The sequence below is a fragment of the Saccharopolyspora sp. 6V genome (genome assembly GCF_020176785.1).
Lineage (GTDB): Bacteria > Actinomycetota > Actinomycetes > Mycobacteriales > Pseudonocardiaceae > Saccharopolyspora_C > Saccharopolyspora_C gregorii.
In genome coordinates this window covers 1-15,955 of sequence record NZ_JAIUKB010000074.1, presented here as the reverse complement: position 1 = coordinate 15,955, position 15,955 = coordinate 1, and the positions used below count along the sequence as shown (strand labels likewise).

Annotated in this window: 15 protein-coding genes; 7 read left to right on the top strand and 8 right to left on the bottom strand. The window is 73.7% G+C overall.

The window, feature by feature from the left end; all coding sequences use genetic code 11:
* Positions 1-34: 34 nt before the first annotated feature.
* Positions 35-1,984: an arabinofuranosyltransferase gene (locus LCD35_RS15765; protein WP_225044391.1), complete on the bottom strand. Its 1,950-nt coding sequence runs from the start codon at positions 1,982-1,984 to the stop codon at positions 35-37.
* A gap of 405 nt (positions 1,985-2,389) precedes the next feature.
* Between LCD35_RS15765 and LCD35_RS15760 the strand changes: the two genes are divergently transcribed.
* Positions 2,390-2,980 (top strand): DUF2567 domain-containing protein, encoded by a 591-nt coding sequence (locus LCD35_RS15760; RefSeq protein ID WP_224959344.1) that lies wholly within the window; start codon positions 2,390-2,392, stop codon positions 2,978-2,980.
* Between the two features lie 81 nt (positions 2,981-3,061).
* Here LCD35_RS15760 and LCD35_RS15755 read toward each other — a convergent pair whose 3' ends face one another.
* The 3 genes from LCD35_RS15755 to LCD35_RS15745 all read right to left on the bottom strand — a co-directional run bounded on the left by LCD35_RS15755 (position 3,062) and on the right by LCD35_RS15745 (position 5,483).
* A complete protein-coding gene (locus LCD35_RS15755) occupies positions 3,062-4,015 on the bottom strand; it encodes a hypothetical protein (RefSeq protein WP_225044390.1) in 954 nt (317 codons plus the stop codon).
* A gap of 54 nt (positions 4,016-4,069) precedes the next feature.
* The gene (locus tag LCD35_RS15750; protein ID WP_224959599.1) at positions 4,070-4,747 is read right to left on the bottom strand and encodes an LON peptidase substrate-binding domain-containing protein; all 678 of its coding nucleotides are present in this window, start codon (positions 4,745-4,747) and stop codon (positions 4,070-4,072) included.
* A 76-nt stretch (positions 4,748-4,823) separates the two neighbouring features.
* Positions 4,824-5,483 (bottom strand): NUDIX domain-containing protein, encoded by a 660-nt coding sequence (locus LCD35_RS15745; protein WP_224959598.1) that lies wholly within the window; start codon positions 5,481-5,483, stop codon positions 4,824-4,826.
* A gap of 136 nt (positions 5,484-5,619) precedes the next feature.
* Here LCD35_RS15745 and nadA point away from each other — a divergent pair, with 136 nt between their 5' ends.
* The 3 genes from nadA to nadC are packed head-to-tail and all read left to right on the top strand — an operon-like array spanning position 5,620 to position 9,100.
* Positions 5,620-6,624, top strand: coding sequence for a quinolinate synthase NadA (nadA, locus tag LCD35_RS15740; protein WP_224977797.1), 1,005 nt, complete (start codon positions 5,620-5,622; stop codon positions 6,622-6,624).
* On the top strand, positions 6,621-8,216 hold the full coding sequence (locus tag LCD35_RS15735; RefSeq protein WP_224966861.1) for an L-aspartate oxidase: 1,596 nt from the start codon (positions 6,621-6,623) through the stop codon (positions 8,214-8,216). The genes nadA and LCD35_RS15735 overlap by 4 nt, the downstream gene beginning before the upstream one ends.
* Complete coding sequence (nadC, locus tag LCD35_RS15730; RefSeq protein WP_224959595.1) at positions 8,213-9,100, top strand: carboxylating nicotinate-nucleotide diphosphorylase; 888 nt, start codon at positions 8,213-8,215, stop codon at positions 9,098-9,100. Before LCD35_RS15735 ends, nadC begins: the two co-directional genes overlap by 4 nt.
* 171 nt (positions 9,101-9,271) lie before the next feature.
* On the opposite strand, the gene LCD35_RS15725 is transcribed toward nadC, so the two are convergent.
* Complete coding sequence (locus LCD35_RS15725; protein ID WP_224959594.1) at positions 9,272-10,063, bottom strand: carbon-nitrogen hydrolase family protein; 792 nt, start codon at positions 10,061-10,063, stop codon at positions 9,272-9,274.
* A gap of 88 nt (positions 10,064-10,151) precedes the next feature.
* Here LCD35_RS15725 and LCD35_RS15720 point away from each other — a divergent pair, with 88 nt between their 5' ends.
* Positions 10,152-10,778, top strand: a complete 627-nt coding sequence (locus tag LCD35_RS15720) for a GntR family transcriptional regulator (RefSeq protein ID WP_224959593.1) — start codon at positions 10,152-10,154, stop codon at positions 10,776-10,778.
* On the opposite strand, the gene LCD35_RS15715 is transcribed toward LCD35_RS15720, so the two are convergent.
* Positions 10,750-12,048: an MFS transporter gene (locus LCD35_RS15715; protein ID WP_224959592.1), complete on the bottom strand. Its 1,299-nt coding sequence runs from the start codon at positions 12,046-12,048 to the stop codon at positions 10,750-10,752. The genes LCD35_RS15720 and LCD35_RS15715 overlap by 29 nt on opposite strands.
* Positions 12,049-12,147: 99 nt before the next feature.
* On the opposite strand from LCD35_RS15715, the gene LCD35_RS15710 reads away from it, so the two are divergent.
* Both LCD35_RS15710 and LCD35_RS15705 read left to right on the top strand, forming a co-directional pair.
* Positions 12,148-12,825, top strand: coding sequence for a DUF2848 domain-containing protein (locus LCD35_RS15710; protein WP_224959590.1), 678 nt, complete (start codon positions 12,148-12,150; stop codon positions 12,823-12,825).
* A gap of 311 nt (positions 12,826-13,136) precedes the next feature.
* Positions 13,137-13,298, top strand: a complete 162-nt coding sequence (locus LCD35_RS15705) for a hypothetical protein (RefSeq protein WP_224959588.1) — start codon at positions 13,137-13,139, stop codon at positions 13,296-13,298.
* Positions 13,299-13,783: 485 nt separating this feature from the next.
* On the opposite strand, the gene LCD35_RS15700 is transcribed toward LCD35_RS15705, so the two are convergent.
* A complete protein-coding gene (locus LCD35_RS15700; protein ID WP_224959586.1) occupies positions 13,784-14,725 on the bottom strand; it encodes an SAM-dependent methyltransferase in 942 nt (313 codons plus the stop codon).
* A gap of 15 nt (positions 14,726-14,740) precedes the next feature.
* Positions 14,741-15,955, bottom strand: a 1,215-nt coding sequence (locus LCD35_RS15695; RefSeq protein WP_374108086.1) for a M14 family metallopeptidase, incomplete at its 5' end; no start/stop codon positions are given.

Sequence of the window (15,955 nt, the reverse complement as noted above, 5' to 3'; positions counted from 1 at the left end):
GGCGATCCCGGGGGCGCGGTGGTGGTCGTGCGGGTCAGCGCGCGTCGCGCAGCGCGATCACCGTGTACGGGCCGACCTCGCGGCGCTCGAACCGCGGGTCGTCGAACGCGGCCGGGTCGAAGAACACGTCGTAGTCCCGCACGTTCGGCAGCTGCGGGAACGCGTCGCCCTTGAGGTTCAGCGCCAGCTTCCGGCCGTTCTCGTCCGACGGGTCCGCGGCGCGTTCCTGGTCCGCTTCCGAGGCGACCGGGCTGTCCTGGTTGCGCAGGACGAACACGTTCGGCGTGGTGAACGGGCTGCGCTGCAGCATGTCCAGCAGTTCCTGGCCGCTGCGGGCCTTCGTCCAGCGCTCGATCTCCGCGGTCCGCCCGTCGTAGTCCGCCAGCGGGTTCGCGTAGTGCGGCGTCTCCTGCTGGAAGCTCCAGTACGGCTGGAACGACAGCAGCTTGTAGTCGGTGGTCAGCAGCAGGTTCCGCTGCGGCGGGCGGCCGGTCAGCTGCGACACCGCCCGGTACACGTCGTCGGCCCACGAACCCGTCTGCTCCGGGTCGCGGGCGCCCTTCGCGTTGTCGCCCGTCGGGTAGTAGTCGTCGTAGGCCTGCGTCGCGGACGGTGCCAGCGCGCTGCCGATCGCGCCCTGCGTCAACGTGATCGCGCCGAGCAGCCCCAGCGCGCAGGACAGCACCGTGATCCGCGCGGCGTAGGCGGCGTCCACCCGTTCCCGCAGCCAGCCGATGAACTCCAGCACCGCGAACACCCCGGCGACCGCCAGCACCACGCCCAGGATCACGTTCAGCCGGAACGCGAGCAGCGTCGTCTTCGCGACCAGCGCCAGCGTCGAGAGGCCGAACCAGGTGTAGATCGCGACCACCACGGTCAGCATCGCCGCCGCGACCTCGCTGCGCCGCGCGCGCAGCACCAGCCAGGCGAACCCGGCCAGGCACAGCGCGCCGACCGGGCTCGCGTCCGTCATCGGCACCGGCAGGAACGAACCGTCCTCCGGCAGGTAGTGCAGCGCCGCGCTGCGCGGGTTGTCGGTGAACACGTGCGTGGCCAGCACGTACGGCAGCCACACCAGCAGCGAGATCAGCCCGCTGACCACGCCGATCGGCAGCAGCCGGAAGAACATGCGCTGGACCGTCGGCCACACCCGCTCGCCGCGGCGGACCCGGAACACGCCGACCACCACGGCCATCGCCACGATCAGCAGCACCGCGAAGCCGAAGTGCAGCGTGTAGGTGATCGCCGCGAAACCGACGTACCCGCCGACGCACACCAGCGTCCAGCGCGGGGCGCGCTCCTCTCGGCGCAGCGCGTGCCAGGCCAGCACGGCGATCGGCGCCAGCCACGCCGCCGACGGCCACGCGTAGGGCTCCTCGATGCCGTGCAGCATCCCCGCCAGCGAGGTCGCGATGGCCGCCAGCAGCGCCAGCCGCCTGCGCACCACGACGCTCCACAACGTGAACGCGACGACGCTCGTCACCGCCACCCAGATCAAGGCGTACGGCTTGTAGGCGGCCCAGCCCTCCCAGCCGAGCAGGTTCGCGAACCTGCCCCCCAGCCAGAACCAGCCGCCCGGGTAGTACGGCGCGACACCCGCGTAGTTCATGTCGGACAGGCCCCACGTGGAGGCCGCCCGCGTCATGTACTGCAGGCGGAACGCGTTGTCCGTCGAGGAACCGCCGAAGTAGTACCGCGTCGCCTGCAGCGGGATCGCCAGCGCCAGCGTGGTGAACGTGGACAGCGCGGCCCACGTCCCCGCCAGCCGCACCGGCCGCGGCAACCGCGTGGGGCCGACCGCCAGCAGCACGAACGTGATCAACAACACCAGCGCGGCGCCGAGCGAGGCCAGCGCCTCCGGCGCGAAGCTCGGTTCGCTGATGCCCAGCCGCGCCACCGCGAACTGCAGGACGAGGCTCACCGCGGCGGCGACGACCGATCCCGCGACCAGCTCGGAAACGGTGCTGCGCAGCGGAAGTCGCACGGCGGAATTCCGGCGCGGCGCATCGATCGATCGGGGCCCGGTGAGCACCGGACTCGGCAAGGTTCCCGCCACGTGGGTTCGATCCTTCGGAAGTGGGGGACAGGACGCCCGCGCAGAATAGAGGATGGCCACCCGGCGCCCGCGCCGCGCCTGGGCGGGTGCCGACGATCACCCGCTAGGGTGCTGGAGGCGTCGACTTCGTGCTCCTGCCGCGAGGGGCGGGTGGCGGAACCCCGGCGTCCCCCCGCTGCGGAACCGCTCGGTGCACGGGACGAGCCGTCCCCGCGAGGAGCCGCCGCCGGTGGCGTGCGCGGCGGCCCCGCCGCCGACGGAACCGACGAACAACCCACCGCGCAGGCCCCAAGGCGGGCCAGTGCCTGCCACACCACCGAGGAGGGTCGGCTGTTGCCACCAGGAGCGGTCGAGACCAGCGGAACACCCGAACCCGCAGGTGCGGTGCGCGTGCCAGGACCGGAGGAGCGGACCGGGCGGCCGGCGGTGCGCGCCGACCTGCTGCCCGCGCTGAGCGCGCTGTCCCTGGTGGCGCTGCTCGGGATGCCGCTGGGGTGGGTGTGGTCCCGGATCGCGCCGCCGCAGGCGAGCCTGCTCGGCCGCACCGGGACGCCGGTGCCCGCGCAGATCGTGGAGAGCTACCACGACTTCGACGCGCTGGCGCTGTTCCTGCTGCTGTCGTTCGCGACCGGCATCGTCACCGCCGCCGTGCTGTGGACGTTGCGCAGGCGGCGCGGGCCGGTGCTGCTGGTCGCCGCCGCGCTCGGCTCGCTGGTCTCGGCGTGGCTGGCGATGCGGATGGGGGCGACGTTCGCGTCCGAGCTGTACCCGTGGCCGGCGGACCTGGGCTTCGGCTCCGCGCTCACCGTCCCGCCCGCGGTCGGCACGCCGTGGGCCGTGCTGGTGCAGCCGTTGGGGTTGGCGCTCGGCTACGGCCTGGCCGCTTCCTGGAACGGCTTCGACGACCTGGGCCGCCGCAGCTGATCGGCTCGGTCGCCCGGCGGCTCCGCTCAGCCCGCGGGCCGGTTGGGGGTCGTTCGGCCCGCGGGGCGGGGCGGGCGCTGCTCAGCCCGCGGGGCGCACCGAGGCCGTGATGCCGTCGAGGACGTCGGGGGTCACGGCGCCGGGCACCTCCTGGTCGGCACCGACGACGTGCACCACCGAGCTCTCCCCGTTCCCGTTGGTGGCGAGCACGTTGACCACCGCGCTCGGCGCGCCGCACGCCGCGGGCGCGGGGAACGCGGTGGCGACCACCTTGGTCCCCGGCAGACCACCGGGAAGCACCACCGGCTGCGGCGGCCCGAGCTCGATCCGGGCGTCGGCGCCGTAGGCGAGTTCGGCGAACCGGCGGGCCGTGTCGGTGGCGACCGTCGCGTCGTCCGGGCCGCGCCGTGCGGTGGCGCCCGCGAGCGCGCGGAAGCTGCCGCCGCGGTCCGGGCAGTAGCCGCGCTGGTAGATCGCGACCCCGGTCATGGTCACCGGGTCGTCCTGCTCCCCGAAGCCGATCACGTTGTCCGGGGTCTCCAGCCGCCATTCCGGCGGGACGTCGTAGGCGGCCTGCCGCTTCGGCACCGCCACCGCCTGCCAGCCCGGTACCAGCGGCGCGGGTGCGGGCGCGGTGGGCGGGGACGAGCCGGGGGAGGTCTCGGCGGAGGTCTGCGGCGCCGCGAGCGACTCCGAGGTGGGGGCGGGTGACGTCCCGGCCTGCGCGTCGTCGTCCCCGCCCGAGCCGCCGAAGAGGACCGCGGTGATCACCACGACCAGCACGACGGCCACCGCGGCGGACAGCGCGACCAGCGGGCCGCGGTTGCGCTTCGGCGGCGGGGGAGGAGGCGGTGGTGGCGCGGCGGCCGGTTGCGGCGGGCGGTCGAAGGTGCCGAAGCCCTGGTAGCGCATGCCGCCCTGGTACGGCGGTCCGCCGACGTGCTGCCCGGGCTGCGCGCCCCAGTTCTCGCGCCTGCCCCAGGCGTCCCCGTTCTCCGGGTAACCCCAGGTTCCCGGCCCGCCAGGTGATGACATGGGCGAGATCCTAGCGAGTGATCGCGGCGCGCCGGACGGCGTTGCGCGCAGCGGTCAGTTCACGCTGGTCTGCTCGGCGAACTCCGCGAACGGTGCCGGGACGGCCCGCAGTTCCCGCAGGAACTGCGCCTCCCGCGCCAGCAGCCGCCGCACGAGCCGCAGCCGGGCCAGCGGATCGGTCTCGGCGAGCAGCGCCTGGCGGTCCTCGGTGCTGAGCACGCAGTCCTCCGCCAGCGCGTAGGAGAGCTCGCCGGGTTCGAGGTCGGCCGCCGCGGGTTCGTAGTGGTCGCCGCGGAGGCCGGTGCCGTGGTAGCGCTCGTGGGCTTCGCGGGCGGCTTCGTCGAGCCTGCTGACGAGCCGCGGGTCCTCGTCGGGTTCGTCGTCGGGGAGCCATTCCACGCGGGCCATCAGGTACGGCGCGGCCTCCCGGTCGATCTGCAGCAGCCGGAACCGGGCCCCGCCCTCCGCGGTGATGTCGTAGCGGCCCTGCGGCAGCTGCTGCACCTGCTGCAGCCGCGCCGAGCACCCCACGTCGTACATCGAGTCGACGTTGTCGTCGCCGACCTCCCAGCCCTGGCGGATGCCGACGACGCCGAAGCGGCGGTCCGGGACGACCTCGTCGACCAGGTCGAGGACCAGCTGCCGGTAGCGCGCTTCGAAGACGTGCAGCGGCAGGTCGGCGCCGGGGAGCAGCACGGTGCTCAGCGGGAACAGCGGGAGCGTGTCGGTCACGACCGCCAACCTACGTCCCGGCCCCGCCGATCGGCCACCACGGCGCACCGGTGAGCTCGGTCGGCGGCCCCGCCGGTCAGGTCCGCTCGGCCGGCGGGCGCAGCACCGCGAACGGATCGGTGATCTCCAGGTCGGGTTGGGTGAAGCGGAACAGCGCGGGCGGCCGGCCCCCGGCGGGTCCGGCGGGCAGGGTGCGGCCGGTGGGTCGCAGCGCGCCGCGGCGGGTGAGGACCCGCTGCAGGTTGGTGGCCGCGACCTCGTAGCCGAGCGCTGCGGAGTAGATGCGGCGCAGTTCGGAGATGGTGAACTCGGCGGGCGCCAGCGCGAACCCGATGTTGGTGTAGGACAGCTTGGCGCGCAGCCGGTCCCGCGCGGCGCGGGTGATGCGCTCGTGGTCGAAGGCGGTGTCGGGGAGGCCGTCGAGCGGGTGCCAGGCGGTGTCGTCGGGGACCTCCGGGTCGACGTCGGCGGGGACCAGCCCGAGGAAGGCGGTCGCGACCGTCCGCCGCCCGGGGACGCGCGCCGGCTCGCTGAACACGGAGAGCTGCTCGACGTGGCTCAGCTTGTGCACGTCGACCTTCTCGGCGAGCTGGCGGCGGATGGAGGTCTCCACGTCCTCGTCGTCGCGGAGCCTGCCGCCGGGCAGCGACCAGCGGTTCCGGTGCGGTTCCCGGGCGCGCTGCCACAACAGCACGTGGAGCAGGCCGTCCTGCGCGCGCAGCACTCCGGCGAGCACTTCGTGAGCGGTATCTCTCCCGTCCGCATGACCTGCGGTGTTACGATGAGGCACGTTTTCGACCCTAAGGCGAAAACTGCTGGGGAGCAAACGGGGGCGCGCGCGACGCGGCGCGCATCGCCGGTGAGGAGGAGAAATGGTGGTCGCCGAACAGCTCGCGCCGTACGCGGGCGTCGAACCGGACCAGGCGTGGGCGCAGGAGGTCCGCATGCTCGCCGACGAACGCGGCGCCGTCCTGCTCGCGCACAACTACCAGCTGCCCGCGATCCAGGACATCGCCGACCACACCGGGGATTCCCTGGCGCTGAGCCGCATCGCGGCCTCCAGCGACGCCTCGACGATCGTGTTCTGCGGCGTGCACTTCATGGCCGAGACCGCGAAGATCCTCAGCCCCGGGAAGAAGGTCCTCATCCCGGACGAGCGGGCCGGCTGCTCGCTCGCCGACTCGATCACCGCCGAGCAGCTCCGCGCCTGGAAGGCCGAGCACCCCGGCGCCGTCGTGGTCTCCTACGTCAACACCACCGCCGAGGTGAAGGCGGAGACCGACATCTGCTGCACCTCCTCGAACGCGGTGGACGTGGTGCGTTCCATCCCCGCGGACACCGAGGTGCTGTTCTGCCCCGACCAGTTCCTCGGCGCGCACGTCCGCCGCGAGACCGGGCGGGAGAACGTGCACGTGTGGGCGGGGGAGTGCCACGTGCACGCGGGCATCAACGGCGCCGAGCTCGCCGACCGCGCCGCGGCGAACCCGGACGCCGACCTGTTCATCCACCCGGAGTGCGGCTGCGCGACCTCCGCGCTGTACCTCGCGGGGGAGGGCACGTTGCCGCCGGAGCGGGTCAAGATCCTCTCCACCGGCGGGATGCTGGACGCCGCGCGCGGCACCGGTGCCGAGTCGGTGCTCGTGGCCACCGAGGTCGGGATGCTGCACCAGCTGCGCCGCGCCGCGCCCGAGATCGACTTCCGGGCGGTGAACGACCGCGCCTCCTGCCGCTACATGAAGATGATCACTCCGGCCGCGCTGCTGCGCTGCCTGCGCGAGGAGGCCGACGAGGTGCACGTGCCCGCCGACGTCGCCGAACGGGCCCGCGCCTCGGTGCAGCGGATGATCGGCATCGGCAAGCCCGGAGGCGGCGAATGACCTGGGAGGCCCGCGCCGACCTCGTCGTCGTCGGTACCGGGGTCGCCGGGCTCACCGCCGCGCTGCGCGCCCGCGAGCTCGGCCTGCGCACCCTCGTGATCACCAAGGACGCCGCGGCGGCGGGCGGTACCGGCTGGGCGCAGGGCGGCGTCGCGGTCGTGCGCCCCGACGAGCACGACGAGGGCGACAGCGTGCAGCGCCACGTCACCGACACGCTCACCGCGGGCGCCGGGCTCTGCGACGAGCGGGCGGTGCGGGAGATCCTCGCCGACGGGGCGGCCGCCGTGGCGCGGCTGCGCGCGGCGGGCGCGCGGTTCGACGGCACCGGCGGCGCGCTGGCCCGCACCCGCGAGGGCGGGCACACCGCGTTCCGCGTGATCCACGCGGGCGGGGACGCCACCGGCGCCGAGGTGCAGCGGGCGCTGTCCGAGGCGGTCGGCACCGGCGGGATCCCCGTGCTGGAGCGGCATTGCGCGGCGGAACCGGTGCGCGGCGACGGCGGCAACCTCGCCGGGCTCCTCGCGCTCGACCCGCACGGCAACCCCGGAGTGGTGCGCGCCCCCGCCGTGCTGCTCGCCACCGGCGGGCTCGGCAGGCTCTACGCCGCGACCACGAACCCCGAGGTGGCCACCGCCGACGGGATCGCGTTCGCGCTGCGGGCCGGGGCCACCGCGGCCGACCTCGAATTCGTCCAGTTCCACCCGACGGCGCTGCACGTGCCCGGCGCTCGCGGCCGCCGCCCGCTGGTCACCGAGGCGGTGCGCGGCGAGGGCGCGGTGCTGCTGGACGCCCGCGGCGACCGGATCATGGCCGGGGTGCACCCGCTGGCCGACCTGGCGCCGCGGGACGTGGTCGCCGCGGAGATCGACCGGCGCATCGCCGAGACCGGTGCCGAGTGCGCCTACCTGGACGCCACCGGCATCCCGGAGTTCGCCGCCCGGTTCCCCACCGTCTTCGGGTCCTGTCGTGCCGTCGGGGTCGACCCGCGGCGCGAACCGATCCCGGTGACCAGCGCCGCGCACTACTCCTGCGGCGGCGTGGTGACCGATGTGGACGGTCGGACCGGGGTGGCCGGGCTCTACGCGGCGGGCGAGGTGGCGCGCACCGGCCTGCACGGGGCGAACCGGCTCGCGTCGAACAGCCTGCTCGAAGGCCTGGTCGTGGGGGGCCGGGCCGCCGCGGCGGTGGCCCGCGACCTGCGCGGCGGGCTGCTCGCGGCCCGCAGGCCGGTGCTGCCGCCGGTCCCGGCCGCCGCCGTCGTGGACCGCGAGCTGCTGCAGCGCACCATGACCGCGCACGCGGGGATCGGCCGCACCGGGGACGGTCTCGCGGCGGCCCGCGCGACGCTGGACAAGGCGGGCATCGTCCGTCCACTACGGACTCGCGAGGCGGTGGAGGACGCCGCTCTGGCGCTCACCGCGCAGGCGCTGCTCGCCGCCGCCGAGGCCCGCACCGAATCCCGCGGCAGCCATCGCAGGCGTGATCATCCGGCGCGCGACGACGTACGCTGGCGGCGCAGCGTCGCGCTGCGCCTGGACGTGTCCGGCTGGCTGTTCCGCACCGACCGAGAACCCCCGAGGAGCGTGGCATGACCCTGTCCGAGGTGACCACCGGCCACCTGCGCGCCGCCGGACTCGACCCGCAGGAGGTCCGGACCCTGGTGCGGGCCGCGCTCGCCGAAGACCTGCGCTACGGGCTCGACGTCACCACCGAGGCCACCGTGCTCGTCGACGCCATCGCCGAAGCCGCCTTCCGGGCGCGCCCCGCCGGGGTCGTCGCGGGCATCCCCGTGGCCCGCGCGGTGCTCGACGAGGTGCTCGGCGCGGACGGCTACAAGGTGCTGCACAGCCGCGGCGACGGCGACATGATCATGCCGGGGGAGAGCGCGCTGAGCGTGCACGCGCCGGTGCGCGGGCTGCTCACCGCCGAGCGCACCGCGCTGAACCTGCTCTGCCACCTCTCCGGCATCGCCACCGCCACCGCCGAGTGGGTCCGCGCCGTGGAGGGCACCGGCTGCCGCATCCGGGACAGCCGCAAGACCCTGCCCGGGCTGCGGGTGCTGCAGAAGTACGCGGTGCGCTGCGGCGGCGGGGTGAACCACCGGATGGGCCTCGGCGACGCCATGCTGATCAAGGACAACCACGTGGTGGCCGCCGGATCGGTGGTGGAGGCGCTGCGGGCCTGCCGCGACCATGCGCCGGAACTGCCCCTCGAAGTCGAGGTGTCCACGCTGGAGGAGCTGGACGAGGTGCTGGAGGAGGGCGCCGAACTCGTCCTGCTCGACAACTTCACGCCGCAGGACTGCGCCGACGCGGTGCGCCGCACCGAGGAGATCTCGCCCGGCACCGAACTGGAGGCCTCCGGCGGGCTCACCCTCGACGTGGCCCGCACCTACGCCGAGACCGGGGTGCACTTCCTCGCCGTCGGCGCGCTCACCCACTCCTCGCCCGCGCTGGACATCGGCCTGGACATGTGACCGGCCGGGCCGCCCCGGCGCGCCGATCAGCACCGCCGGGCGGCCCCGGGACCTGATCGAAACCGCCGGGCCGCCCCACGGCCGATCAGCACCACCGGGCCGCCCCGTGGCCGATCAACACCGCCGGTGCGCCCTGCAACCGATCAGCACCGCCGGTGCGGCCCGGGCCGGTCAGAACCGCCGGTTCGCCAGCACCGGGATGCTGGCCCGCGCCTGCTCGACCGCGGCCGGGTCCAATTCGGCGACCAGCACGTCCGGTGCGTCGCCGAGCTGCGCGTGCACCGTCCCGACCGGCGTGGCCACGGTGCTGAACCCGATGCCGGTCGGCGCCTTGCCGCTGGCCTCGATCCCCGCGGTGCGCGGATCGCCCTGGCCGCACGCCACCACCCAAGAGGTGCTGTCCAGCGCGCGGGCCCGCACCAGCAGCTCCCACTGCTCGCGCTTGCCCTCGCCGGCGCCCCAGGAGGCCGCGGTGACGATCACCGAGGCACCCCGGTCGGCCAGCGCCGCGTACAGCCCGGGGAAGCGCACGTCGTAGCAGGTCGTCACGCCCACACCGGTGCCGCCGATGTCGACCACCAGCGGCTCCGCGCCGGGCGCGACCGTGCGCGACTCGGCGAAGCCGAACGCGTCGTAGAGGTGGATCTTGTCGTAGTGCGCGTCCACGCCCGGCCCGGTGACCAGCAACGTGTTCGCCACCCGCCCGTCGTCGGCCGGGGTGAACATGCCCGCGACCACGACGAGGCCGGCGTCCGCGGCCAGCCGGCGCACCTCGGTGGCCCACGGGCCGTCCAACGGCTCCGCGATCGGCCCCAGCGGGATGCCGAAGCAGGCCATGGTGGCCTCCGGGAAGACCGCGAGCTCCGCGCCCGCCTCCGCCGCCCGGCGGACGCCGTCGGCGACCAGCTCCAGGTTCGCCGCCGGATCAGGGGTGGACACGATCTGGCACAGCGCGACGCGCATGGGTTCCGCCTCTCTTCGCCTCTGCCTGGTTGTATACCAAGGATATGCAAGACTGGGACGGCATCGTCCCGCCGCGCAAGGAGCCGCCGTGACCTCGGGCCGCCAGCTCGCCTACGACCACCTCAAGGACACCGTGCTCAGCGACCCCGCGATGCAGGGCAGCTTCGTCAACGAGCAGTCCCTCGCCGACGCCATCGGCGTCTCCCGCACCCCGATCCGGGAGGCCCTGCTGCTGCTCGCCGCCGAGGAGCTCGTGCAGCTGGTCCCCAAGCGCGGCGCCTACATCGCGCCCGTCGCCGGGCGGGAGATCCGCGAGCTGTTCGAACTGCGCGGGATGATGGAGCGCTACGCCGCGCAGCGCACCCTCGAACTCGGCACCGCCCCGGTCCAGGAGATGAGCGGCGAACTCGATCGGCAGCGCGAGCTGCGCGCCGCCGAGGACGCCAGGGCCTTCATCGACCTCGACCACCGCTTCCACGCCGCGCTGGTGCGGGCCGTCGGCAACGACATGCTCACCAAGAACTACGACGGGCTGCGCGCCCGCCAGGTCCGCGCGGGCATCGTGGCGCTGTTCTCCGCGCGGAACCGGCGCGAGGCCGTCGTCGACGAGCACGACACGATCCTCGCCGCGCTCGCCGACGGCGACACCGCGGCCGCGCACGCCGCGATCACCGCGCACCTGGACGCTACGCAGCACGTGCTGCTCGCGGGCTGATCGCCAACCCGAGCAAGGTCACCGCGCAGGTCGCGAACAGGTAGCAGGCGGGCGCGACCCAGCTGTCGAAGTACGCGAACAACGAGGTGAACAGCAGCGGCGCCAGCGCACCGCCGATCACCCCGGCCAGCGTGTACGCCAGCGAGCAGCCGGTGTAGCGCAGCCGGGTGCTGAACTGCTCCGACACGAACGCCGCCTGCGGCCCGTACATCAGCGAGTGCCACAGCAGGCCGACGACCACGCCCAGCACCAGCAGCGGCGCCGAACCGCCGCCGATCAGCGGGAAGAAGGCGAACGGCCACACCGCGCCGCCGATCGCGCCGATCGCGTACACCCGCCGCCTGCCCCAGTGGTCCGACAGCCACCCCGCGGCCGGGATCAACGCCAGCTGGCAGGTCGACCCGAGCATCACGCCGGTGACCGCCCAGCTCTGCGGGAGCCCGAGCTCCTTCGTCACGTAGGTCAGCACGAACACGGTGAACAGCGCGTAGAGCACGTCCGGGCCGACCCGGGACAGGATCGCGGAGATCAGCGCCCGCGGTTCCTCGGTGAACACCTCGCGCAGCGGCGCCGAGGCCTGGTCGCCGGAGCGCTGCAGCTCGCGGAACACCGGCGTCTCCTCCAGCTTCACCCGGATCCACAGGCCGAAGACCACCAGCACCGCGGAGAGCAGGAACGCGACCCGCCAGCCCCAGGACAGGAACTGCTCCGAGGTGAGGGTGGCGGCCAGCACCGCCAGCACCCCGTTGGCCAGCAGGTTGCCCGCGGGCGGTCCGACCTGGGCGGCGGAGGCCCAGAAGCCGCGCCGCTTGTCGTCGCCGAACTCGCTGGACAGCAGCACGGCGCCGCCCCACTCGCCGCCGATGCCGACGCCCTGGGCGAAGCGCAGCACCACCAGCAGCACGGCACCCCACGCACCGACCTGGCCGTGCGTGGGCAGCAGCCCGATGAGCACGGTCGCGATGCCGGTGAGCAGCAGCGTCGTGACCAGCACCTGCTTGCGGCCGAGGACGTCGCCGAGCCTGCCGAACACGAACCCGCCCAGCGGCCGGGACAGGTACCCGACGGCGTAGGTGGAGAACGCCAGCAGCGTGCCGGACAGCGGGTCGTGGCTGGGGAAGAACAGGTCGCCGAACACCAGCGCGGAGGCCACCGAGTAGGCGGCGAAGTCGTACCACTCCAGGGAGGTCCCGGACAGCGCGGCGATGAACGCCTTGACCAGGTCCTTGCGCGGTGGGCGGGCGGGTGCGTCGGGGAGCGCTTGACTCATCGGCGGTCCTTGTCGAGGGGGTTCGTCACATCGGTCGTGTCGTCCGGCGAATCGGTGATACGAACTGTATACAAGAAGTATGCTGATCGGGAGGGTCTGATGTTTCCGCTTCGTTTCGATGTGGCAGGCACGTCCGTCGAGGTGCCGGTGCGCACCCTGCTCAACGCCGGGTACGCCGGGCGCAGCCAGGACGACGTGGCCGCGCACGTCGCCGAACTCGCCGAGCTCGGCGTGCCCGCGCCCACCCGCACGCCCTGCCTCTACCCGGTCGCGCCCTACCTCGCCATGCAGACCGGCGAGGTGCCCGCGCAGCACGGCCGCACCTCCGGCGAGGCGGAGTGGGCGCTGGTCATCGCCGGGCCCCGAGAGGAGGACGTGCTGCTCACCGTCGCCTGCGACCACACCGACCGGGCGCTCGAAGTGCACGGCGTGGCCTGGAGCAAGCAGGCGGGGCCGGACGTGCTCGGGTCCCGGGCCTGGCGGCTCGTGGACGTCGCCGACCGGATCGACTCGCTGACCCTCAGCGCGCACGTCGGCGGGCGGCGCCTCCAGCACGGCTCGCTCGGCGAGCTGCTCACGCCCGCGTACTGGCTGGACGAGCTGCGCGGGCTCGGCCTGGCCGAGGAGGGCACGGTGCTGCTGTCCGGCACCATCCCGATGGACGCCGAAGTGGACCAGTTCGCGGGCCCGTGGCGCGTCGAACTGGCGGACCCGGCGACCGGCGACGTGCTGACCTGCGAGTACACCGTCCGGCAGCTGCCGGAGCCGATCGCCTAGCGCGCCACTCCCGAGCGCGGTCGCACGATCGTGCCCGATCTCGCGGACCGGTCGGCCGGTGCCGGCCGCCCGGTCGCCGCGGGAGCCCCGCCGGGTGCGCGGGCTGCTTGCCCTGCGGGGGTGTCCGCCGTCATGCTCGGCGGCACCGCGGCGGCCCGGGGCCGGTGAAGCCCGAGGTGCCGCGAAGCCGGGCCGCCACCGGGCACGTGGTCGGAATGTGATCCGGCCGATGTGGCATCGTGACTCCCTGCAAGTTCACGACGCCCCGTCGTGAACGGTGCCAGGAGCAGCACACGAAGAGGGAGACAGACGTGAGCGACAGCGGCGAGGGCACCACTTTCATGCAGTGGCGCGAGCGGGCGCAGTCGGAGGTCCAGGAGGAGCGGCCGCAGCTGCGGGCCGTGCTGATCACGGCCGCGGTCGTGGTCCTGGTCGGCATCCTCGTGGGTGTCGTCGTGCTCCTGCTGTCCTGATCGTTCGTCCGGGCGTTTCGGGGGCGCCCGGATGGTCGGAGCCGGTGTGGGCGCGGTTCTCGGAACCCGCCCGCCGGTCTCGATGGGCCGGGAGGCCGCCTCCGATGCTCGGATGCCGTGAGAATTCTTGGCGGTCGTGGCTGATTCCCACTGGATACAGCCCGATCAAGTGATGACGAACCCGTGTTCGAATCGGAACACTGGGTGTCATGGAATCCACGATCTCGCCCTCGGCGATCGGCCACCGGTCCGCACCGCGCTCTTCCGCGCTGCCCGGGCTCCGCGCGTCCGGTTCCGCCTTCCGGTCCGCCGCGCTCAGATCCGCCGCGCTCGTGTCGGCCGCACTGCTGTCGGCCGCGTTCCGGGCCGCCGCCCTCCACACCGCGATGTCCCGGTACACGGCGTGCCGACGTGGCGCCGTGCGGCTCGTGCCGCCCGCCATACCGGACCGGATGAGCGGAAGCGGCGGTCTCCCGCCGCCCGGATCACGACCGTGCCGACGGTCGCACGCCTACCGCGGACCAGCCGCTGCCCACGGCGGCGCGGACCTCCGCGCCCACCGGGACGTCCGGTCGCCAGTCGACCACCGGCACCACTCCCGGCGGGACCAGCGCCCAACCGGCCATCAGCTCCCCGGCCTGCTCCGCGGGCCGCAGGCTCAGCGGGGTCGGGGTCCGGTCGTAGATGCGCAGCCCCTCCACCACCTGCGTCGAGGTCAAGCCCGCGCCGGAGGCGTGGCTGACCGCCAGCACGCTGCCCGGGGCGCAGGCGTCCCGGTAGGTCGCGAGCACTCCGGTCGGGCCGGATTCGTCCGGGATGAAGTGCAGCACCGACAGCGCCAGCACCGCCACCGGCTCGCGCAGGTCCAGCAGCCGCCGCACCCCGGCGGCGGCGAGCACGTCCGCCGGGTGTGCCAGGTCGGCCTGCGTGACGCTCACCCGCGGCTCCGCCTGCAACAGCCGACGCGCGTGCGCGACCGCCACCGGCTCGTGGTCCACGTAGGCGATCACCGCGTCCGGATCCCCCTGGTGCGCGACCTCGTGCACGTTGCCGACCGTCGGGATCCCCGAACCCAAGTCCAGGAACTGGCGGATGCCGCGCTCCACGCAGAACCGCACGACCCGGCGCAGGAAGGACCGGTTCTCGCGGACTCCGACGCGGGTCTCGGGGAGCAGTTCCAGCTGCTTGCGGGCTGCCCCGCGGTCGGCGGGGAAGTTCTGCGTCCCGCCGAGGAAGTAGTCGTACATGCGTGCCGCGTTCGGCCGATGCAGGTCGAGCTCGCCGTGGATGTCGGCCAGCTCCCCGACGCGTTCGTCCTCGTTGATCGCGAACTCCTTCCCGGCCGGGCCGATGCTCGCGCGCGTACCGCTCGGCCCTTCGAACGGGAAGAGCCCGGACGCCCCACGGGCATCCGGGCTCTCCAGCACCGTGCGAACCGCGGCTCAGGCGCCGGCTTCGCGGAGCACGATGTCCACGGCGCCGTCGTTGCGGGCGGTTTCTCGCTCGATCACGTCACCCGGCGGGTAGAACCCGTCGAGGCCACCGTCGGAGGGGTACATCTCCAGGGTGAACGCGAGGATCTTGTGCTTGCCCCACATCCAGTCGAGGCTGTCGCCGTCGGTGGTGTAGAGGTCGCTGGACTGCTGCGGGGTGTAGCCGTTGGTCTCCGCCATCTCGGTGCCGACCTTCTCGAACCGGTCGAACTCCTCCTGGGTCATCCCCTCGGTCACGTCGTCCTGGGTGTGCCCGAACGGCCACAGCACCAGCTCCGAGAAGGTGTGGAAGTCGATCGCCGACTTGATCTGCTGCTCACCGCCGATCACGCGGGAGTCGATGAAATCGGCCAGCGCCTTCGTCTCCGGCGCGGAGAACGCCTCGGTGCCGCGGTAGGTCTCGTCCTGCGGGTCGTCGCTGGCACCGCCGCAGCAGCCCCACAGGTAACCCCAGTTGCGGTTCAGGTCGGTACCGCTGTCCTGCCGGTTCTTCCGCCAGCCCTGGTACTCGCCGGACTCCACGTCGTAGGTGGAACCGTCCACGTTCACCGACGGGACGATCCACACCTCGCGGCTGTCCACGTTCTCCTTGACCGCGGGGTCGTCGGCGTATCCGTCGGTGAGCCGGTTCGCGATCTGCAGGCACATCTCGGTGGTGAGGTGCTCGCGCGCGTGCTGGTTGCAGTCGAACAGGACCTCCGGCTCGTCCTCGTCCTCCGCGACTTTGCCGCTGATCTTGAGCAGCGGGATGTCCCGGCCCTCGAAGCTCTCGCCGAGGCTGGACTTGGCGGCGATGTCCGGGTGGTCCGCGACGATCGCGTCTAGCTCGGCGACCATCTCGTCGTAGTTGTGGTACGCCTCGTCGCCGGGCGGGAAGTCCCGCGGCGTCGCCTTCTGCCGCAGCTCGAAGCCCTGCGCGCGCAGCTGTTCCGCCTGCGCCGCGGTGGCCTCCACCGTCGCCACGCCGTCCTTCGCGCCGAGGACCTGGGCGCCGGAGGCGTTGATGTCGGTACGGGTCCGGCTGTCGGTGTTCGGTACCGAGTACACCCCGCTCGGCCCCCCCGCCCCCGCGGGGGGGGCCCCCCCCGGGGGGGCGCCCCCCCCCGGGGCCGGGACGGCCCGCGGCCCGGGGGGCGGGGCGGCCCCCCCCCCAGCACAAGGCCC

Bases quoted from the DNA above. Each gene is read 5' to 3' on its own strand.
- LCD35_RS15755 (WP_225044390.1), bottom strand. From the start codon at position 4,015: ATGTCATCACCTGGCGGGCCGGGAACCTGGGGTTACCCGGAGAACGGG.
- nadA (WP_224977797.1), top strand. From the start codon at position 5,620: ATGGTGGTCGCCGAACAGCTCGCGCCGTACGCGGGCGTCGAACCGGAC.
- LCD35_RS15735 (WP_224966861.1), top strand. From the start codon at position 6,621: ATGACCTGGGAGGCCCGCGCCGACCTCGTCGTCGTCGGTACCGGGGTC.
- nadC (WP_224959595.1), top strand. From the start codon at position 8,213: ATGACCCTGTCCGAGGTGACCACCGGCCACCTGCGCGCCGCCGGACTC.
- LCD35_RS15725 (WP_224959594.1), bottom strand. From the start codon at position 10,063: ATGCGCGTCGCGCTGTGCCAGATCGTGTCCACCCCTGATCCGGCGGCG.
- LCD35_RS15715 (WP_224959592.1), bottom strand. From the start codon at position 12,048: ATGAGTCAAGCGCTCCCCGACGCACCCGCCCGCCCACCGCGCAAGGAC.
- LCD35_RS15710 (WP_224959590.1), top strand. From the start codon at position 12,148: ATGTTTCCGCTTCGTTTCGATGTGGCAGGCACGTCCGTCGAGGTGCCG.